Below are 19,707 nucleotides of genomic sequence, written 5' to 3'. Positions count from 1 at the left end.
TTTTAAGCGGGAATATCCAACCTAGATAGGGTAAAGGATATCCATCCAGCCGGCCCTCTCACAGACCGGCACTAGCGCCGTCTTCTACGCGCGAACCAAAAATCACCAGGACTGCCTTATGTCTCGCCAGGATGCGAACGCCGCCTTTGCTCTCTCTTCGTTTTTGCAGGGCACCAACGCGGCCTATATCGACGACCTCTACGCCCGTTACGAACAGGATCCCGCTTCGGTCGACGCCGAGTGGCAGGAGTTCTTCAAGAGCCTGAAGGACACCTCTGCCGACGTCCAGAAGAACGCCGAGGGCGCCTCGTGGGGACGCGACAACTGGCCGGTCACGCCGCGCGACGAACTGACCTCGGCGCTCGACGGCAACTGGGCGCAGGTCGAGAAGGCGGTCGGCACCAAGCTCGCAGCCAAGGCGCAGGCCAAGGGCGCTGAATTGTCGGACGCCGAGGTCCATCAGGCGACCCGTGATTCCGTCCGTGCGTTGATGTTGATTCGCGCCTACCGCATGCGCGGCCATTTCCACGCCAAGCTCGATCCGCTCGGCATCGAGGCGCCGCGCGATCGCGAGGAGCTCGATCCGCGTTCCTACGGCTTCACCGAGGCCGATTTCGATCGCAAGATCTTCCTCGATCACGTGCTCGGCCTCGAATACGGCACGCTGCGCGAGATCGTGCAGATCTGCGAGCGCACCTACTGCCAGACGCTCGGCGTCGAATTCATGCACATCTCCAACGCCGCGCAGAAGGCGTGGATCCAGGAGCGCATCGAGGGGCCGGACAAGGAGATCAGCTTCACTCCCGAGGGGCGCCGCGCCATCCTCAACAAGCTGATCGAGACCGAGGGCTTCGAGAAGTTCTGCGACGTCAAGTTCACCGGCACCAAGCGCTTCGGCCTCGACGGCGGTGAATCGCTGATCCCCGCGCTCGAGCAGATCATCAAGCGCGGCGGCAATCTCGGCGTGAAGGAGATCGTGGTCGGCATGCCGCATCGCGGCCGCCTCAACGTGCTGACGCAGGTGATGGGCAAGCCGCATCGCGCGCTGTTCCACGAATTCAAGGGCGGCTCGGCCAATCCGGATTCGGTCGAAGGCTCCGGCGACGTCAAGTATCACCTCGGCGCCTCCTCGGACCGCGAGTTCGACGGCAACAATATCCATCTGTCGTTGACCGCGAACCCGTCGCATCTCGAGATCGTCGATCCCGTCGTGATGGGCAAGGTGCGCGCCAAACAGGACCAGCACGGCGATCCGCCCGATATGCGCATCTCCGTGCTTCCGCTCCTGATGCACGGCGACGCGGCGTTCGCGGGCCAGGGCGTCGTGGCGGAATGTTTCAGCCTGTCCGACCTGAAGGGCTACCGCACCGGCGGCTCGCTGCACTTCATCGTCAACAACCAGATCGGCTTCACCACCTATCCGCGCTACTCGCGCTCGTCGCCCTATCCGTCCGACGTGGCGAAGATGATCGATGCGCCGATCTTCCACGTGAACGGCGATGATCCGGAGGCGGTCGTGTTCGCGGCCAAGGTTGCGATCGAATTCCGGCAGAAATTCCACAAGCCGGTCGTCATCGACATGTTCTGCTACCGTCGCCACGGCCACAACGAGGGCGATGAACCGGCATTCACCCAGCCGGTGATGTACAAGAAGATCGCCTCGCACCCGACGACGCTGGAAATCTACGCCAAGCGGCTGGTCGCCGACGGCGTGATGACCGAAGGCGAGGTCGAGAAGGCCAAGGCCGACTGGCGCGCGCGGCTCGATGCCGAGTTCGAGGCCGGCGCCGGCTACAAGCCAAACAAGGCCGACTGGCTCGACGGCAAGTGGGCGGGCTTCAAGATCGCCGATCAGGAAGAGGATGCCCGCCGCGGCGTCACCGGTGTCGATGTCTCCGTTCTGAAGGATATCGGCCGCAAGATCACCAAGGTTCCGGATGGCTTCCGCGTCCACCGCACCATCCAGCGCTTCCTCGACAATCGCGCCAAGGCGATCGACAGCGGCGTCGGCATCGACTGGGCGACCGGCGAGGCGCTGGCGTTCTGCACGCTGCTGCAGGAAGGCCATCATGTGCGGCTGTCCGGCCAGGATTCCGAGCGCGGCACCTTCTCGCAGCGTCACTCGGTGCTGATCGATCAGGAAGACGAGAGCCGCTACACGCCGTTCAATCACCTCGGCGGTGACGACACCGGCCATTACGAGGTCATCAACTCGCTGCTCTCGGAAGAGGCGGTGCTCGGCTTCGAGTACGGCTATTCGCTGGCCGAGCCGAATGCGCTGGCGATGTGGGAGGCGCAGTTCGGCGACTTCGCCAACGGCGCGCAGGTCGTGTTCGACCAGTTCATCTCCTCGGGCGAGCGCAAATGGCTGCGCATGTCGGGCCTGGTCTGCCTGCTGCCGCACGGCTACGAAGGGCAGGGGCCGGAGCACTCCTCCGCACGCCTCGAGCGTTACCTGCAGATGTGCGCGGAAGACAACATGCAGGTGGTCAATCCGACCACGCCGGCGAACTACTTCCACGTGCTGCGGCGCCAGCTGCATCGCGAGATCCGCAAGCCGCTGATCCTGATGACGCCGAAGTCGCTGCTGCGTCACAAGCGCGCGGTGTCGCGGCTCGAAGAGCTCGGCCGGAACGCCACCTTCCATCGTATCCTGTACGATGACGCGCAAATGCTGCCGAACGAGTCGATCAAGCTGAAGCCGGATGACAAGATCCGTCGCGTCGTGCTGTGCTCCGGCAAGGTCTATTACGATCTCTACGAGGAGCGCGAGAAGCGCGGCGTCGACGACATCTACCTGATGCGCATCGAGCAGCTCTATCCGGTGCCGCTGAAGGCGCTGGTGCAGGAACTCAGCCGCTTCAAGAACGCCGAAGTGGTTTGGTGCCAGGAAGAGCCGCGCAACATGGGGTCGTGGCACTTCATCGAGCCTTATCTCGAATGGGTGCTGAACCAGATCAACGCGCCCAACAAGCGTCCGCGCTACGCCGGCCGTCCGGCATCCGCGGCAACCGCCACCGGGTTGATGTCGAAACATCTGGCGCAGCTCAAGGCGCTGCTCGACGACGCACTGAACTAACGACCTTCACACACGTCATGCCCCGCGAAAGCGGGGCATTCGGTACCCCGGATATTCAGCAGAAACGCTGTCGTCACGGAGTACTGGATCGTCCGTTGTGGCGGACGGTGGCCGCACAAGTTTTATGACCGCAGGGTTGATCTGAGGAAAAGACCATGACTGAAATTCGCGTTCCAACGCTCGGCGAATCCGTGACCGAGGCCACGATCGGCCGCTGGTTCAAGAAGGCAGGAGACGCCGTCGCGGTGGACGAGCCGTTGGTGGAGCTGGAGACCGACAAGGTCACGATCGAGGTTCCGGCGCCGTCGGCAGGAACGCTCGGCGAGATCATCGCCAAGGATGGCGAAACGGTCGCGGTCGGCGCGCTGCTCGGCCAGATCAATGACGGCGCCGCCCCGGCCAAGCCGGCCGCCGCTGCCGCTCCCGCCAAGGCGGCCGCACCCGCACCTGCCGCTGCCGCAGCACCTGCTGCTGCCGCGCCAAAAGTGCCGCCTGCGGATGCGCCGCTCGCGCCGTCGGTCCGCAAGCTCTCCGCCGAGAGCGGCGTCGATGCGTCGACCGTTCCCGGTTCGGGCAAGGACGGCCGAGTGACCAAGGGTGACATGCTGGCTGCGATCGAGAAGGCGGCCTCGGCGCCGACCCCGGTCAACCAGCCGGCCGCTGCCGTGCAGGTCCGCGCGCCGTCGCCGGCCGACGATGCCGCGCGCGAGGAGCGTGTGAAGATGACCCGGCTGCGCCAGACCATCGCCCGCCGCCTCAAGGACGTGCAGAACACTGCGGCGATGCTGACGACCTTCAACGAGGTCGACATGACCAACGTCATGGCGCTGCGCGCGCACTACAAGGACACGTTCGAGAAGAAGCACGGCGTCAAGCTCGGCTTCATGGGCTTCTTCACCAAGGCCGTCGTGCAGGCCTTGAAGGACATCCCGGCCGTCAACGCCGAGATCGACGGCACCGACCTGATCTACAAGAACTACTATCATATCGGCGTTGCGGTCGGCACCGACCGCGGCCTGGTGGTGCCGGTCGTGCGCGACTGCGACCACAAGTCGATCGCCGAGATCGAGAAGGGGATCGCCGACTACGGGCGCCGCGCCCGCGACGGTCAGCTCAAGATCGACGAGATGCAGGGCGGCACCTTCACCATCACCAATGGCGGCATCTACGGTTCGCTGATGTCGACGCCAATCCTCAACGCGCCGCAGTCCGGCATCCTCGGCATGCACAAGATCCAGGAGCGGCCGATGGTGGTCGGCGGCAAGATCGAGGCGCGCCCGATGATGTATCTGGCGCTGTCCTACGATCACCGCGTCATCGACGGCAAGGAAGCGGTCACCTTCCTGGTGCGCGTCAAGGAGAGCCTTGAGGATCCGGCCCGCCTGGTGCTGGACCTCTGACATCGGGACGCACGTGGTGCCCGATCACCTCGGGCATCGCGATCGGATATTTCCTCACATGCGCTTGGAGGTTGACGTGACGGACAAGGTCGTTGTCATCACTGGCGGCAGCCGCGGCATCGGCCGCGCCGCCGCGCTTGCAGCCGCTGCGCGCGGCTATCGCGTCGTCGTCGGCTATGCTTCCAACCAGGCGGCGGCCAACGAGGTCGTTGCCGCGATCGAGGCGAAGAACGGCAAGGCGATCGCGGTGAAATGCGACGTCGGCAGCGAGCAGGATATCCTGGCGCTGTTCAAGGCCGCAGACGCCTTCGGGACGCTCGGCGCGCTGGTCAACAATGCCGGCATCGTCGGCGCGTCGATCCGCGTCGAGGATATGACCGCCGAGCGTATCCAGCGCATGATGGCGGTGAACGTCACCGGCAGCATCCTGTGCGCCCGTGAAGCCGTGAAGCGGATGTCGACCAAGCGGGGCGGCAAGGGCGGTGTCATCGTCAACCTGTCCTCGGTCGCCGCCAAGCTCGGCTCGGCCAACACCTATGTCGACTACGCGGCGTCGAAAGGTGCGATCGATACCTTTACAGTCGGTCTTGGCCACGAGGTTGCCGATGAAGGCATCCGCGTTGCCGGCATTCGCCCCGGCCTGATCGATACGGAAATCCACGCCTCGGGCGGCGAGCCCGATCGCGCGCATCGGCTTGCGCCCATGGTGCCGATGAAGCGCGTCGGCACTGCCGAGGAAATCGCCAATGCCATCGTCTGGCTGTTGTCGGACGAGGCGTCCTATGTCACGAGCGCGACCCTCGACGTGTCGGGCGGCCGCTAGAGCATGATCCGGAAAAGTGGAAACCGGTTCTCCCTCGCGACAAACGCGGAACGCGTTTGCGCGGAGATCATGTTCCCCTAACTGTCACAGAGTTTAGCTACAGGACTTCCATCATGGCTTCTTACGATCTTGTCGTCATCGGTACCGGACCCGGCGGCTACGTCTGCGCGATCCGCGCGGCGCAACTCGGCATGAAGGTCGCCGTCGTCGAGAAGAACGCGACGCTCGGCGGCACCTGCCTCAATGTCGGCTGCATGCCCTCGAAGGCGCTGCTGCATGCTTCCGAGATGTTCGAGGAAGCCGCGCACTCCTTCGCCAAGATGGGCGTCAGCGTCTCGGCGCCGAAGCTCGATCTTGCGGCGATGATGAATTTCAAGCAGCAGGGCATCGACGGCAACGTCAAGGGCGTCGAGTTCCTGATGAAGAAGAACAAGATCGACGTGCTCAAGGGCACCGGCAAGATCCTCGGCGCCGGCAAGGTCGAGGTCTCGGGTGACGGCAAGACGGAGGTCGTCGAGACCAAGAACATCGTGATCGCCACGGGCTCGGACATCGCGCGACTGAAGGGGATCGATATCGACGAGAAGCGCATCGTGTCGTCGACCGGCGCGCTGTCGCTGGAGAAGGTGCCGGAGAAATTGCTGATCATCGGCGCCGGTGTGATCGGGCTCGAGCTCGGCTCGGTCTGGCGTCGCCTCGGCGCGGATGTCATGGTCGTGGAATTCCTCGACCGCATCCTGCCCGGCATGGATGGCGAAGTGGCAAAGCAATTCCAGCGCATGCTGGAGAAGCAGGGATTCGTCTTAAAGCTCGGTGCCAAGGTGACCTCGGTCGATACGTCGGGCAAGACGTTGTCGGTGAAGGTCGAGCCGGCCGCGGGCGGCGCCGCTGAAACGCTCGAAGCCGATGTCGTGCTGGTGTGCATCGGCCGCGTGCCCTACACCGAGGGCCTTGGGCTGAAGGAGGCCGGCGTGGCGCTCGACAGTCGCGGCCGTGTCGAGATCGATTCGCACTTCTCGACCAATGTGAATGGCATCTACGCGATCGGCGACGTCGTCGCCGGACCGATGCTCGCACACAAGGCGGAGGACGAGGGCGTCGCCTGCGCGGAGATCATCGCGGGTCAGGCGGGGCACGTGAACTACGACGTCATTCCAGGTGTTGTGTATTCCACGCCGGAAGTGTCGTCGGTCGGCAAGACCGAGGAAGAGCTCAAGCAGGCAGGTATCGCCTATACCGCCGGCAAGTTTCCGTTTACCGCAAACGGCCGCTCCAAAGTGAACCAGACCACCGACGGCTTCGTGAAGATTCTCGCAGATGCGAAAACGGATCGGGTGCTCGGCGTGCACATTGTCGGCCGCGAAGCCGGCGAAATGATCCATGAAGCCTGCGTTCTGATGGAATTTGGCGGTTCTGCGGAGGATCTGGCGCGCACGTGCCACGCCCATCCGACCCGCTCGGAAGCGATCAAGGAAGCCGCGCTTGCAGTGGGCAAACGCGCCATCCATATGTGATCGATGTCCGGCCGCCGGCCGGGGTCGAGACGATATCGATGTTGCGTCGCTTTCTACAGCCGTTCTGGGTCCTGCTTGCGATCATTTTCCTGATCGAGGCATGGCTGTGGGATCACCTCGAGCCGATCGTGGCGCGCGTGGTGGCGGCAATTCCGCTGCGCGCGTTCAAGCAATGGCTGGCCGAGCGTGTCGATTCGCTGTCGCCGGCGATGACGTTGATCGTGTTCGTCGTGCCGGTGATCCCGCTGTTTCCGCTCAAGCTGGTCGGCCTGTGGCTGTTGACCCACGAATATTGGCTGGGCGCGATCACGACCATCCTGTTCGCGAAATTCCTCAGTGTCGGCGTCACTGCATTCATCTTCGACGTGACGCGGCCGAAGCTGATGGAGATGGCCTGGTTCGAGGCGCTCTATCACTTCGTGATGGCGATGCGCGCCAAGGCTACGGCCATGGTCGAGCCGGTCAAGCAGCGCATCCGCGAGATCGTGCGCGGCAATGGCGACGGATGGTCGGCGCGCACCCTGCGCATGATCGCGCGCTTCCGCAAAAGCGTGCATCAGGCGCGCTGATTCCGTCGAGCAAGACGCCACACACTCGCTGTCGTCCCTGCGAAAAGCAGGGACCCATACTCCGCGGCAGGTGTGGTGGAAGGGACTCGTCGTTCCAGCATCGCGCAACAATAACCATAGGTGGTTATGGGTCCCTGCTTTCGCAGGGACGACGATGGAGGGGGCCCCACACTGTCATCGCCCGGCTGGACCGCACGACCCGGTATTCCAGAGACAGCGGCATACCAACCGAGGGGCTGCGGCGTACTGGATGCCCCGCCTGAAGTGGGGCATGACAGCGGAGAATTGGTGAACAGCGTGAACTGCCCCGTCGCCTCAGTGCAGCGGCAGCAGATGCGGCTGGAAGATGCCGAGAGCCGTCATCAGGATGCCGGCGAGGGTCACCAGGCCGGACACCCACGCCAGCGCGATCATGCCCGTGATGATGGTCGCCGACGCCAGCACGATGGCGATCTGGAACGCGGCAGAGGCAAGCTCGAAGTGATGATACTTCGCCGTCGCCTCGTCGCGCTCATGCTCGGCATGCTTGGCGCGCTCGGCCAGTTGCTCGGTGCCTTCGCCCGTTTCCGGCTCCGAGCGATAGCGCGCCGCGGTCTTCTGCCATTCGTCGATCTGCTTTTGCAGCGTTGCCCTGGTGGCGTCATCGGGCGCGCCGGCGAGGCTCAGCTTGCCTTGCTCGGCTGCGGTCTGCACGGTGGTGCGGCGGATGCTCTTGGCCTGGAAGAAGGCCCAGAGGTTGGAGGCCTCGACATTCTTGCTGATCGATTCGGTCTGCGCGGCCTTGCCGAGTGTTTCCGACAGCGCCAGGCACAGCGCGATCACGGCGATCAGGAGCGCGATCTTCTTGTTCTCGCTGGAGGCATGCTCGGCATGCTCCGCGTGCTCCATACTTTCATGTGCGCTCATGATTCCCCCCTCCGGATGAGTCCGGTGCACGATTACCGAATGCAGCCTGCAACGCAAGGGGCGGCGCCTTTATGGCGAGCGTATGAATATGAACAGTGCAGTTCGCCCATCGAACCGGTCCGCGCCATATTTGAGCGCGCTCCGCACCTTCACCCGCGCGGATGCGCCGAGCGGTAGACCTCGAGCAGGCGCTCGCTATCGATGCCGGTATAGATCTGCGTGGTCGACAGCGACGCGTGGCCGAGCAATTCCTGGATCGCGCGCAGATCGCCGCCGCGGCTGAGCAGATGCGTGGCGAAGGAGTGCCGCAGCGCGTGCGGCGTGGCACTGTCGGGCAGGCCGAGCGCGCCACGCAGCCGCTCCATGGTGAGCTGGATGATGCGCGGGCTCAAGGGACCGCCGCGCGCGCCGACGAACATCGGCCCGGTGGGACTGAGCTGATGCGGGCAGATCGCCGCGTAATCAGCGATCAGCTGCAGCACGTTCTGCAGCACCGGCACCATGCGGGTCTTGTTGCCCTTGCCGGTGACGACCAGCACGTCGCCTTCGCCGGGCTTCGGCACGTCGCGACGCTTCAGCCCCAGCGCCTCGGAGATGCGCAGGCCCGAACCATAGAGCAGCGCCATGACGGCCGCGTCGCGGACGAGAATCCAGGTCTCGCGTTCTTCGCCGGCGCGCTCGTCCGCATCGGCGAAGCGCTTGGCCGCTTCCATGTGGATCGGCTTCGGCAGGCTCTTTGCAATCTTCGGCGCCCGAATGGCCGAGAGCGCGCCGACCTTGCCCTTGCCTTCGCGTTCCAAGAAGCGCCCGAATGAACGCAGGCCGGCCAGCGCCCGCATCAGAGACCGTCCGCCGATCTCCTCAGTGCGCCGCATCGCCATGAAGGCGCGGACATCGCTGGCCTCGAGGGCGGCAAAAGCCGCAAGCGTCACCTGCGTGCCCCAATGCCCGGCCAGGAACACCAGGCACTGGCGCACGTCGCGGGCATAGGCCTCGAGCGTCTTCGGCGACAGCCGCCGCTCGGCGCGCAGATGCGACAGCCAGCGCGTCATCTCCTGGGTGACGGTCGCGTCGGCGCAGTCGAGTTCGATCGGCTGAATGGATTGCTCGGTCCGGGCCATGGCACTATTGGCGCTGCGATTCTCCTGATTATATCGCACTTCCTTCGTTTACCGTTCGCTAAGGCGACGAAGCGGTGCTAAAGCGCGATGAGATCAGGTTGGATCGTCATCGCGCTTTAGCTTCTTGTTTAAGCATGATCTTTTCGGAAAACCGCTTCACACTTTTCCGGATCATGCTTTAGCCCGATCGGGTTCAAAGCAGGATTCCATGGACCACGCCACGCGCCCCGGCACAGCCTCTGCATCGACGACGCGCGTCATCGACGTGCTGGTCCCCGTCGCGCTGAACCAGACCTATTCCTACCGCGTCCCGCGCGGCATGGCGCTCGCGCCGGGCGATGTCGTCTGCGTTCCGTTGGGGCCGCGCGAGGTCGTCGCGGTCGTATGGGCCGAGAATGCCAATCCCGATCCGCGGCTGCACAACCGGCTCAAGGACGTCAGCGAGAAGCTCGACGTGCCGCCGCTGAAAACGGAACTGCGCCAGCTCGTCGATTGGGTGTCCAATTACACGCTGTCGGCCCGCGGCATGGTGCTGCGGATGACCCTGCGCATGGGCGAGAATCTCGGGCCCGAGCGCACCCGTCTCGGCGTGCGCCTGGTCGGCGAACCGCCGCAGCGCCTGACGCCGGCGCGCCGGCGGGCGATCGAGGTGCTGTCGGATGGCCTGCTGCACGGCAAATCGGAGGCGGCGCGCGAGGCCGGCGTCAGTTCCGGCGTGATCGACGGTCTGGTCGACGAAGGCACGCTGACGGTCGAGGTGATGCCGCCGCCGCAGGCGCCGCCGGCTCCGGATCCTGCCTATGCCCAGCCGGATTTCTCGCGCGAGCAGCGCGGCGCGGTCGACATGATGCGGACGCTTGCGGCGAGCGGCAGCTTTCATGTTGCGCTGCTCGACGGCGTCACCGGCTCCGGCAAGACCGAGGTCTATTTCGAGGCGATCGCCGAAAACATCCGGCGCGGCAAGCAGTCGCTGATCCTGATGCCGGAAATCGCGCTGACCGGCCAGTTCCTCGATCGCTTCTCGCAGCGCTTCGGCGTGCGGCCGCTCGAATGGCATTCGGAACTCACGCCGCGCACGCGCGCAAGAAATTGGGCGGCGATCTCGGAGGGCAAGGCACCGGTCGTGGTCGGCGCCCGCTCGGCGTTGTTCCTGCCCTATGCCGATCTCGGTCTCATCATCGTCGATGAAGAGCACGATCAGGCCTACAAGCAGGACGACGGCGCGCATTATCACGCCCGCGACATGGCGGTGGTGCGTGCGCATATCGCCAGGATCCCGATCGTGCTGGCCTCCGCCACCCCTTCGGTCGAGAGCGAGGTCAATGCACGCAAGGGACGCTACCAGCGGGTGGCGCTGCCGTCGCGGTTCGGCGGCCAGCACATGCCGCATATCGAGGCGATCGACATGCGGCGCGCGCCGCCGCCACGCGGCCGCTTCATCTCACCGCCGCTCGCCGAGCAGATCCGCTTTGCGATCGAGCGGCGCGAGCAGGCGTTGCTGTTCCTCAACCGTCGCGGCTACGCGCCGCTGACATTGTGCCGTGCCTGCGGCCATCGCTTCGCCTGCACGATCTGCGACGCCTGGCTGGTCGATCATCGCTTCCGCCAGCGCCTGGTCTGTCATCACTGCGGTTTCTCGATGCCGCGTCCGAACATCTGCCCGCATTGTGCGGCGGAGGAATCGCTGGCCGCGGTCGGTCCCGGCGTCGAACGCCTGCAAGAAGAGGCGGCGAACATCTTCCCGGAGGCGCGCACCATGGTGCTCTCGAGCGACCTCATCACCTCGATCGAGACCATGCGCAGCGAGCTGAACGAGATCGCGGAAGGGCGCGTCGACATCATCATCGGCACCCAGCTCGTGGCCAAGGGGCATAATTTCCCGCGGCTCAATCTGGTCGGCGTCGTCGACGCCGATCTGGGCTTGAGCAACGGCGATCCGCGCGCCGCCGAGCGTACGTTTCAGCTCCTGAACCAGGTGGTCGGCCGCGCCGGCCGCGACCAGGGGCGCGGCGTCGGCTACCTGCAGACGCACCAGCCCGAACATCCCGTCATCAAGGCCCTGATCGCGAACGACCGCGAGGCATTCTACGCCAGCGAGATCGAGATCCGCGAACGCACCGGCTATCCGCCGTTCGGCCGGCTGGCGAGCCTGATCGTCTCGGCCGGCGATCGTCCCACCGCGGAAGGCTTCGCGCGCAAGCTTGCTGCGGTCGCGCCGCTCGATGAGCGGGTCCAGGTGCTCGGCCCGGCAGAGGCGCCGCTTGCGGTCATCAAGGGCCGCTATCGGTTCCGCCTGCTGGTGAAGTCGCTACGCAATGTCGATCTGTCGCAATATCTCCGCGAGTGGCTGGCCGCAGGCCCGAAGACCAAGGGCAATCTGAAGCTCGAGGTCGATGTCGATCCGCAAAGCTTTTTGTGAGCGGCTTCAATTCTGACCGTCATTACGAGGAGCTCGCGACAAAATTGCGAAGCAATTTTGCGCTGAAGCGACGAAGCAATCCATTTCTCCCCGTGTGCTGCGCGATGGATTGCTTCGCGGAGCCTGTCATCCGGCGGCGCTTCGCGCCGACCGGATGGCTCGCAATGACGCTGGAAAGAATAAGAAAAAGCCTGCCGTCATTCGCGACGGCAGGCCATTCTTGGCGCGCGAAACTGGTCTCGCGGCCGTTACGCAACGCTACGCTTACTGAACTCGCTCAGGAGACGACCTCGGCTGTGACGCGGCCGACGCCGGCACCGGTCAGGCCGATGGCGCGAGCTGCGCCGGTGGAGAGGTCGAGCACACGGCCACGGACGAAGGGGCCACGATCATTGATGGTGACGATGACGCTGCGGCCACCATGGCTGACGCGGAGCCTGGTGCCGAACGGCAGGGAGCGGTGAGCCGCGGTCATGGCGTTCTGGTTGAAGCGCTGACCGGAGGCGGTGCGGCTGCCGGACTCGTTGCCGTAGAAGGAGGCCATCCCCGAGAAACTGTGGCCGCCGGTCGGCTGGGCAATCGAAGCGTTGGCATTGCGCCAGGAAGAGGTTTCGGCGCGCGCGTGGTGATGATGATGGTAGCGATGGTGGTGATACCTGGACTTCGCGGACGCCTCAGTGACGCTGCCCCCGACCAGGAGAGTGGCGGCGACAACGACAAGCGCCGTACGCGACTGGGCTATCTGGCCCGCCGCCTTCTTCACGTTTAGCATTGATAAGACCCTCAGACAGTATTGCCACGACCGTGGCAAGTGGAACCCCCGTCCCTCGTTGACCCTGGCCGTTTGGTTTCCCAATGAGGCACGAATTGGGCAGTAAATCGGGATTGTCTCAGGCTGAAATATCTTGTTACCGCGTTTAGGTATTCCCGAGAGGTTCCGTAACCTTGTTCTTTAACTAATTTTTAACGAGTTGGATACTTACGAATACTGTCTAACGGCGCTGAGGTAAGTTTTCGGTAAGTATTCGCCAAATGGAACGCGCGCCTGCCGTTGGTTCCTTGCGGCGGCGCGCATGGACCCATGCAAATTTCTTGCGGAACCAATTCGGGTCGAGCGAACGCCGGGGCGGGACGGCAAATTCCCGCGCATAGAATTTTCTGATTCGGCCCGTGCCGATGGCCGGCGTGACCGGCGTGCGACAAGGCGGCGCCAGCTTATGTCGTCATGTTGCACCTGCGCGATTGCTATGTTAGCAAAGCCGCGATTTTAACGGTCCCGGCACGTCCCGTGCCGGTCGAAAATCGAAGTCCCGCTTGAATTCCAAGGGCTTGGATCGCTAGGCGCTGCTTTTGGTGGCGACGGTTTTTCCCTTGCGAGTTTGACAGCAAAAAAGAGCGAGCACGTGGCTGCTGAAGATCCGTCCGTTTCGGGAGTGTCCGGTCGTTATGCAACGGCCTTGTTCGAGTTGGCGCGCGACGAAAAAAACGTCGATGAAGTGAAGGCCGATCTCGACAGATTCGAAGCGATGCTCAACGAGAGTGCCGATCTGAAGCGCCTCGTCCGCAGTCCGGTGTTTTCCGCCGATGCCCAGTTGAAGGCGCTGACCGCGGTGCTCGACAAGGCCGGCATCTCCGGCACCTCGGCAAAATTCCTGAAAGTGCTGACGGCCAATCGCCGTCTCTTCGCCGTCGCCGATGTGATCCGCGCCTATCGCGCGCTGGTGGCGAAGTTCAAGGGCGAGGCGACTGCCGAAGTCACCGTCGCCGAACAGCTCAGTGACAAGAATCTCGACGCGCTGAAGACCGCACTGAAAACAGTGACGGGCAAGGACGTCGCGCTCAACGTGAAGGTCGATCCCTCCATTATCGGCGGCCTGGTGGTCAAGCTCGGTAGCCGCATGGTGGATGGTTCGCTTCGCACCAAACTCAATTCGATCAAGAACGCGATGAAAGAGGCAGGCTGATGGACATCCGCGCCGCGGAAATTTCCGCGATCCTCAAGGACCAGATCAAGAATTTCGGCCAGGAAGCCGAAGTCACCGAAGTCGGACAGGTGCTGTCGGTCGGTGACGGTATCGCCCGCGTCTACGGTCTCGACAACGTCCAGGCCGGCGAAATGGTCGAGTTCGAGAACGGCACGCGCGGCATGGCGCTCAACCTCGAAACCGACAACGTCGGTATCGTGATTTTCGGCGCCGACCGCGAGATCAAGGAAGGCCAGACCGTCAAGCGCACCCGCGCCATCGTGGACGCGCCGGTCGGCAAGGGTCTGCTCGGCCGCGTCGTCGACGCGCTCGGCAATCCGATCGACGGCAAGGGCCCGATCCAGGCGACCGAACGCAAGCGCGTCGACGTCAAGGCGCCCGGCATCATTCCGCGCAAGTCGGTGAACGAGCCGATGGCCACCGGCCTGAAGGCGATCGATGCGCTGATTCCGATCGGCCGCGGCCAGCGCGAGCTGATCATCGGCGACCGTCAGACCGGCAAGACCGCGATCGCGCTCGACACCATCCTGAACCAGAAGCCGCTCAACGCGCAGCCGGACGAGAACCTCAAGCTGTACTGCGTCTACGTCGCGGTCGGCCAGAAGCGCTCCACCGTCGCGCAGTTCGTGAAGGTGCTCGAAGAGCAGGGCGCTCTCGAATACTCGATCGTTGTTGCGGCCACCGCGTCCGACCCGGCGCCGATGCAGTACATCGCGCCGTTCACCGGCTGTACGATGGGCGAATACTTCCGCGACAACGGCATGCACGCCGTGATCATCTATGACGATCTGTCCAAGCAGGCCGTCGCCTACCGCCAGATGTCGCTGCTGCTGCGCCGCCCGCCGGGCCGCGAAGCCTATCCCGGCGACGTGTTCTATCTGCACTCCCGCCTGCTCGAGCGTGCGGCGAAGCTCAACAAGGATCACGGTTCGGGCTCGCTGACCGCGCTGCCGGTCATCGAAACCCAGGCCAACGACGTGTCGGCCTACATCCCGACCAACGTGATTTCGATCACCGACGGCCAGATCTTCCTGGAAACCGATCTGTTCTTCCAGGGCATCCGTCCCGCGGTGAACGTCGGTCTGTCGGTGTCGCGCGTCGGTTCGTCGGCGCAGACCAAGGCGACCAAGAAGGTCGCCGGCAAGATCAAGGGCGAGCTCGCGCAGTACCGCGAAATGGCGGCGTTCGCGCAGTTCGGCTCCGACCTCGACGCCTCGACGCAGCGCCTGCTGAACCGCGGCTCGCGCCTGACCGAGCTCCTGAAGCAGCCGCAGTTCGCTCCGCTGAAGATGGAAGAGCAGGTTTGCGTGATCTGGGCCGGTACCAACGGCTATCTCGATCCGCTGCCGCTCAACAAGGTGAAGGCATTCGAGGAAGGCCTGCTGTCGCTGCTGCGCGGCAAGAATGTCGATATCCTCAACGCGATCCGCGACAGCCGCGATCTCTCCGACGACACTGCCGCCAAGCTGAAGACAGTGGTCGAAGGCTACGCCAAGACCTTTGCGTAAGAAGACCTTCGCGTAAGAGTGGGGCATCGCCCGGCCGACGGCCGGGCGAGACGAACAGAGAGGCTTGCGATCTGACCGTGGCGGTCGGATCGCCGGGGTGAACGAAGAATGGCGTCACTGAAAGACATGCGGGTCCGCATCGCCTCGACCAAGGCGACGCAGAAGATCACCAAGGCCATGCAGATGGTCGCAGCCTCGAAGCTGCGCCGCGCGCAGAACGCAGCCGAGGCGGCGCGGCCCTATGCCAACAAGATGGATGCGGTGATCTCCAACATCGCCGCCGCCGCAAACGGTTCGCCCGGCGCGCCGAAGCTGCTGGCGGGCACCGGCAACGACCAGGTGCACCTCTTGCTGGTCTGCACCGGCGAGCGCGGCCTGTCCGGCGCCTTCAACTCGGCCATCGTGCGCCTGGCGCGCGAGCGGGCGCAGTCGCTGCTCGCGCAGGGCAAAGAGGTCAAGTTCTTCTGCGTCGGCCGCAAAGGTTACGAGCAGCTGCGGCGGACCTTCGAGAAGCGCATCGTCGAGCATCTCGACCTGCGTTCGGTGCGTCAGCTCGGCTTCGTCAATGCCGAGGACATCGCCCAGAAGGTGCTGGCGCGGTTCGATGCCGGCGAATTCGATGTCTGCACGTTGTTCTATTCGCGCTTCCAGTCGGTGATCGCGCAGATCCCGACCGCGCAGCAGATCATCCCGCTCGAGGTCACGGCGCCCGCGGCCAATGCGGCTCCCTCCACGTCCTACGAATACGAGCCGGAGGAGGACGAGATCCTCACCCGTCTGCTGCCGCGCAATCTCGCGGTGCAGGTCTTCCGCGCGCTGCTGGAGAACAACGCCTCGTTCTACGGCGCACAGATGAGCGCGATGGACAGCGCGACGCGCAACGCCGGCGAAATGATCCGCAAGCAAACCCTGATTTATAACCGGACCCGTCAGGCCCAGATCACGAAGGAGCTGATTGAAATCATCTCCGGCGCTGAGGCGGTCTAAGGCAGATTTCGAAGGAGAACAGTCCATGGCTACAGCAGCCAACCAGCTCGGTCGCGTAACCCAGGTCACGGGCGCCGTGGTCGACGTGCAGTTCGAAGGCCACCTCCCGGCGATTCTCAACTCGCTCGAGACCAAGAACGGCGGCAACCGCCTGGTGCTCGAAGTCGCCCAGCATCTCGGTGAATCGACCGTCCGCACCATTGCGATGGACACCACCGAGGGTCTGGTGCGCGGCCAGGAAGTGACCGACACCGGCGCGCCGATCCGGGTGCCGGTCGGTGAAGGTACGCTCGGCCGCATCATCAACGTCGTCGGCGAGCCGATCGACGAAGCCGGTCCGATCAAGTCGGAAGGCCTGCGCGCCATCCACCAGGAAGCGCCGACCTACACCGATCAGTCGACCGAAGCGGAAATTCTCGTCACCGGCATCAAGGTCGTCGATCTTCTTGCTCCGTACGCGAAGGGTGGCAAGATCGGCCTGTTCGGCGGCGCCGGCGTCGGCAAGACCGTGCTGATTCAGGAACTGATCAACAACGTCGCGAAGGCGCACGGCGGTTACTCCGTGTTCGCCGGCGTCGGCGAGCGCACCCGTGAAGGCAACGACCTCTATCACGAGTTCATCGAATCGAAGGTCAACGCCGATCCGCACAATCCGGACCCGAGCGTGAAGTCGAAGTGCGCGCTGGTGTTCGGCCAGATGAACGAACCGCCGGGCGCCCGCGCCCGCGTCGGCCTGACCGGTCTGACGGTTGCCGAGCACTTCCGCGACCAGGGTCAGGACGTGCTGTTCTTCGTCGACAACATCTTCCGCTTCACCCAGGCGGGTTCGGAAGTGTCGGCGCTGCTCGGCCGCATTCCGAGTGCCGTGGGTTATCAGCCGACGCTCGCGACCGACATGGGCGCGCTGCAGGAGCGCATCACCACCACGCAGAAGGGCTCGATCACCTCGGTGCAGGCGATCTACGTGCCGGCCGACGACTTGACCGACCCGGCGCCCGCCACCTCGTTCGCGCACTTGGACGCCACCACGGTGCTGTCGCGCGCGATCTCGGAAAAGGGCATCTATCCGGCGGTGGACCCGCTCGACTCGACCTCCCGCATGCTGTCGCCGCTCGTCGTCGGCGAGGAACACTACAACACCGCGCGTCTCGTCCAGCAGATCCTGCAGCGCTACAAGTCGCTCCAGGACATCATCGCCATTCTCGGCATGGACGAACTGTCGGAAGAGGACAAGCTGACGGTTGCTCGCGCCCGCAAGGTCGAGCGCTTCCTGTCGCAGCCGTTCCACGTCGCCGAAATCTTCACCGGCTCGCCGGGCAAGTTCGTCGACCTCGCCGACACCATCAAGGGTTTCCGCGATCTCTGCCAGGGCAAGTACGATCACCTGCCCGAAGCGGCCTTCTACATGGTCGGCACCATCGAAGAAGCCGTCGAGAAGGGCAAGAAGCTCGCCGCCGAGGCGGCCTAAGCTTCAGGATGTCGTCATCGCCGGACTTGATCCGGCGATCCATCGAACGAGAAGTGTTTTGACTGATGGACCCGCGGGTCGAGCCCGCGGGTGACAGCGCAAAGAACGGAAAGACCATGGCCACCTTCCACTTCGATCTCGTCTCTCCCGAAAAGCTCGCCTTCTCCGGCGAGGTCGATCAGGTTGACGTCCCCGGCGTGGAAGGCGATTTCGGCGTTCTCGCCGGCCACACGCCTATAGTCGCCGCGGTTCGCCCGGGCATCCTGACGATCATCACCGCCGGCAAGCGCGACAAGGTGATCGTGCTCGGTGGCCTTGCCGAGATGTCGGACAAGGGCCTCACCGTGCTCGCCGACGTCGCGACCACGATTGCCGAGCTCGATCGCGCGAAGTTCGCGGAGACCATCAAGGAGATGGAAGAGAAGCTCGCCGAGAAGGAAGGCTCCGAGCTCGATCACGCGATCGAGCGGCTCGACCACTTCAAGAGCATCCAGAACGAGCTCAACACCACGGCGATGCATTAAGCGGTCCGCGACGCTCATCGCCTACAAGACCTGACCGAATTCAGCGCTCGCCAAACCCTGGCGGGCGCTGTTGCTTATTGTGCCCAGGAATTCCTGACCGCGTTTTGCGCCGGGTATCAAGGCTGCGGGCATGCACGTTCGTGTGACGCGGACAGTATCGCTACGTCATGAAGCGCGATGAGATCAGGTTGAATCGTCATCGCGCTTTAGCTTCTTGTTTGAGCATAATCTCCGCGCAAACGCGTCCCGCGTTTGTCGCGAGGGAAAACCGCTTCACACTTTTCCGGATCATGCTCCATCGGACCGTTCATACGTGTCGTGAGCCGATGCCATCCAGATTTCGTGGGGAGGACTAGATGTGAGCTTTCAGGAGGTTGTCCATCTGGTCTGAACCGAGGAAGCTGAGGTTGCGAAACTTCAGTGTTCCCCGGAGAGACCAGATGAACATCCACAAGAATGCGCCTTTGACGCCGAAAGGTCGAGAGGCGATGGTGCGGAGCGTGATCGAGGGCGGCCTGACGAAGGCCACAGCCGCGCTCCAATTCAATGTGACGGCAAAGACGGTCGCCAAATGGGTCAAGCGCTTCCGCGCATTAGGCGTCGATGGTTTGCGGGATCGTTCCTCGCGGCCTCATTCATTGCCAAGCCAAACCCCGGCAGCCACATGCGCCGCTGTCGAGACGTTCCGCCGGCAGCGCCACACCGGCAAACAGATCGCGCTCGAAGTTGGGGTCTCCGCAGCAACCGTCAGCCGTATCCTGCGCCGACTCGGTTTGAACAGGCTGGCTGCCCTGGAGCCGGCCGAGCCGATCCGGCGCTATGAGCGCCAGCATCCTGGTGAACTGATCCACATAGACATCAAAAAGCTCGGCAAGTTCAATCGGATCGGCCATCGGATCACCGGCGATCGACATGGGTCGAGCAATCTGCGTTCTCGCCGTCAAGGGCCAGGCTGGGAATACGTACATGTCTGCATCGACGATGCGTCACGGATCGCTTTCAGCCAGGTCATGAAGAACGAGCGAAAGGGTTGCGCCATCGCTTTCCTCAAGGCGGCCGTGGCCTACTACGTGAGCCTCGGCGTGAAGGTACAGCGCGTCATGACCGACAACGGCGCGTGCTACAAATCCTTCGCCTTCCTAAGGGCGTGTAAGCGCCTCGGCCTCAAGCACATCCGCACCAGGCCCTATACACCCAAAACCAATGGCAAGGCCGAACGCTTCATTCAAACCAGCCTACGAGAATGGGCCTATGCGCAGGCCTACAACACCTCAGCAGAAAGAGCAGCCGAGTTGCCACGATGGCTTCATTGCTACAACTGGCATCGTCCTCATGGCAGTATCGGCTCAAAGCCACCGATCAGCAGACTCGGATTGACCGGGAACAACCTCTTGAGGCTCCACA

Annotated in this window: 15 protein-coding genes; 12 read left to right on the top strand and 3 right to left on the bottom strand. The window is 63.7% G+C overall.

The features are described 5' to 3' along the window. Positions 1–118: 118 nt before the first annotated feature. The 5 genes from AS156_RS05485 (at position 119) to AS156_RS05465 (ending at position 7,385) form a co-directional block, all read left to right on the top strand. The gene (locus AS156_RS05485) at positions 119–3,079 is read left to right on the top strand and encodes a 2-oxoglutarate dehydrogenase E1 component (protein WP_066501067.1); all 2,961 of its coding nucleotides are present in this window, start codon (positions 119–121) and stop codon (positions 3,077–3,079) included. Positions 3,080–3,234: 155 nt separating this feature from the next. Next, the gene (odhB, locus tag AS156_RS05480; protein ID WP_066501065.1) at positions 3,235–4,479 is read left to right on the top strand and encodes a 2-oxoglutarate dehydrogenase complex dihydrolipoyllysine-residue succinyltransferase; all 1,245 of its coding nucleotides are present in this window, start codon (positions 3,235–3,237) and stop codon (positions 4,477–4,479) included. Positions 4,480–4,555: 76 nt separating this feature from the next. After that, positions 4,556–5,302, top strand: coding sequence for an SDR family oxidoreductase (locus AS156_RS05475; protein WP_066501219.1), 747 nt, complete (start codon positions 4,556–4,558; stop codon positions 5,300–5,302). A 113-nt stretch (positions 5,303–5,415) separates the two neighbouring features. After that, complete coding sequence (gene lpdA, locus AS156_RS05470) at positions 5,416–6,816, top strand: dihydrolipoyl dehydrogenase (protein WP_066501063.1); 1,401 nt, start codon at positions 5,416–5,418, stop codon at positions 6,814–6,816. Between the two features lie 38 nt (positions 6,817–6,854). Continuing rightward, the gene (locus tag AS156_RS05465) at positions 6,855–7,385 is read left to right on the top strand and encodes a hypothetical protein (protein WP_066501216.1); all 531 of its coding nucleotides are present in this window, start codon (positions 6,855–6,857) and stop codon (positions 7,383–7,385) included. Between the two features lie 315 nt (positions 7,386–7,700). Here the strand turns inward: AS156_RS05465 and AS156_RS05460 are convergent, their stop codons facing one another. Both AS156_RS05460 and AS156_RS05455 read right to left on the bottom strand, forming a co-directional pair. Beyond that, positions 7,701–8,291: a DUF4337 domain-containing protein gene (locus AS156_RS05460; RefSeq protein ID WP_066501061.1), complete on the bottom strand. Its 591-nt coding sequence runs from the start codon at positions 8,289–8,291 to the stop codon at positions 7,701–7,703. Between the two features lie 149 nt (positions 8,292–8,440). Next, positions 8,441–9,412, bottom strand: a complete 972-nt coding sequence (locus tag AS156_RS05455; RefSeq protein ID WP_066501053.1) for a tyrosine recombinase XerC — start codon at positions 9,410–9,412, stop codon at positions 8,441–8,443. 208 nt (positions 9,413–9,620) lie between these two features. On the opposite strand from AS156_RS05455, the gene AS156_RS05450 reads away from it, so the two are divergent. After that, the gene (locus AS156_RS05450; RefSeq protein ID WP_066501049.1) at positions 9,621–11,831 is read left to right on the top strand and encodes a primosomal protein N'; all 2,211 of its coding nucleotides are present in this window, start codon (positions 9,621–9,623) and stop codon (positions 11,829–11,831) included. Between the two features lie 277 nt (positions 11,832–12,108). Here the strand turns inward: AS156_RS05450 and AS156_RS05445 are convergent, their stop codons facing one another. Continuing rightward, complete coding sequence (locus AS156_RS05445; protein ID WP_066501046.1) at positions 12,109–12,603, bottom strand: septal ring lytic transglycosylase RlpA family protein; 495 nt, start codon at positions 12,601–12,603, stop codon at positions 12,109–12,111. 631 nt (positions 12,604–13,234) lie between these two features. Here AS156_RS05445 and AS156_RS05440 point away from each other — a divergent pair. From AS156_RS05440 to AS156_RS05415, 6 genes are all read left to right on the top strand, one after another. Next, positions 13,235–13,795 (top strand): F0F1 ATP synthase subunit delta, encoded by a 561-nt coding sequence (locus AS156_RS05440; protein ID WP_066501044.1) that lies wholly within the window; start codon positions 13,235–13,237, stop codon positions 13,793–13,795. Continuing rightward, positions 13,795–15,324: a F0F1 ATP synthase subunit alpha gene (gene atpA / locus AS156_RS05435; RefSeq protein WP_066501041.1), complete on the top strand. Its 1,530-nt coding sequence runs from the start codon at positions 13,795–13,797 to the stop codon at positions 15,322–15,324. The genes AS156_RS05440 and atpA overlap by 1 nt, the downstream gene beginning before the upstream one ends. A gap of 108 nt (positions 15,325–15,432) precedes the next feature. Beyond that, positions 15,433–16,311: a F0F1 ATP synthase subunit gamma gene (locus AS156_RS05430; RefSeq protein ID WP_066501039.1), complete on the top strand. Its 879-nt coding sequence runs from the start codon at positions 15,433–15,435 to the stop codon at positions 16,309–16,311. Between the two features lie 25 nt (positions 16,312–16,336). Continuing rightward, positions 16,337–17,779 carry a F0F1 ATP synthase subunit beta gene (gene atpD / locus AS156_RS05425; RefSeq protein WP_066501036.1) on the top strand — a complete coding sequence of 481 codons (1,443 nt, stop codon included), beginning with the start codon at positions 16,337–16,339 and terminating at the stop codon, positions 17,777–17,779. Positions 17,780–17,895: 116 nt separating this feature from the next. Then, positions 17,896–18,303: a F0F1 ATP synthase subunit epsilon gene (locus tag AS156_RS05420; protein WP_066501214.1), complete on the top strand. Its 408-nt coding sequence runs from the start codon at positions 17,896–17,898 to the stop codon at positions 18,301–18,303. 440 nt (positions 18,304–18,743) lie between these two features. Further along, a partial coding sequence (locus AS156_RS05415) for an IS481 family transposase (RefSeq protein ID WP_066501212.1) occupies positions 18,744–19,707 on the top strand: 964 nt, incomplete at its 3' end.

The sequence above is a fragment of the Bradyrhizobium macuxiense genome (genome assembly GCF_001542415.1).
Lineage (GTDB): Bacteria > Pseudomonadota > Alphaproteobacteria > Rhizobiales > Xanthobacteraceae > Bradyrhizobium > Bradyrhizobium macuxiense.
The sequence above is the reverse complement of the archived record's forward strand: the minus strand, read 5'-3'. Positions and strand labels throughout refer to the sequence as shown.

Excerpts from the sequence above, each read along its gene's own strand:
- AS156_RS05460 (WP_066501061.1), bottom strand. The coding sequence starts at position 8,291 with ATGAGCGCACATGAAAGTATGGAGCACGCGGAGCATGCCGAGCATGCC.
- AS156_RS05455 (WP_066501053.1), bottom strand. The coding sequence starts at position 9,412 with ATGGCCCGGACCGAGCAATCCATTCAGCCGATCGAACTCGACTGCGCC.
- atpD (WP_066501036.1), top strand. The coding sequence starts at position 16,337 with ATGGCTACAGCAGCCAACCAGCTCGGTCGCGTAACCCAGGTCACGGGC.
- lpdA (WP_066501063.1), top strand. The coding sequence starts at position 5,416 with ATGGCTTCTTACGATCTTGTCGTCATCGGTACCGGACCCGGCGGCTAC.
- AS156_RS05485 (WP_066501067.1), top strand. The coding sequence starts at position 119 with ATGTCTCGCCAGGATGCGAACGCCGCCTTTGCTCTCTCTTCGTTTTTG.
- atpA (WP_066501041.1), top strand. The coding sequence starts at position 13,795 with ATGGACATCCGCGCCGCGGAAATTTCCGCGATCCTCAAGGACCAGATC.
- AS156_RS05465 (WP_066501216.1), top strand. The coding sequence starts at position 6,855 with ATGTTGCGTCGCTTTCTACAGCCGTTCTGGGTCCTGCTTGCGATCATT.
- AS156_RS05450 (WP_066501049.1), top strand. The coding sequence starts at position 9,621 with ATGGACCACGCCACGCGCCCCGGCACAGCCTCTGCATCGACGACGCGC.
- AS156_RS05445 (WP_066501046.1), bottom strand. The coding sequence starts at position 12,603 with ATGCTAAACGTGAAGAAGGCGGCGGGCCAGATAGCCCAGTCGCGTACG.
- AS156_RS05420 (WP_066501214.1), top strand. The coding sequence starts at position 17,896 with ATGGCCACCTTCCACTTCGATCTCGTCTCTCCCGAAAAGCTCGCCTTC.
- odhB (WP_066501065.1), top strand. The coding sequence starts at position 3,235 with ATGACTGAAATTCGCGTTCCAACGCTCGGCGAATCCGTGACCGAGGCC.
- AS156_RS05430 (WP_066501039.1), top strand. The coding sequence starts at position 15,433 with ATGGCGTCACTGAAAGACATGCGGGTCCGCATCGCCTCGACCAAGGCG.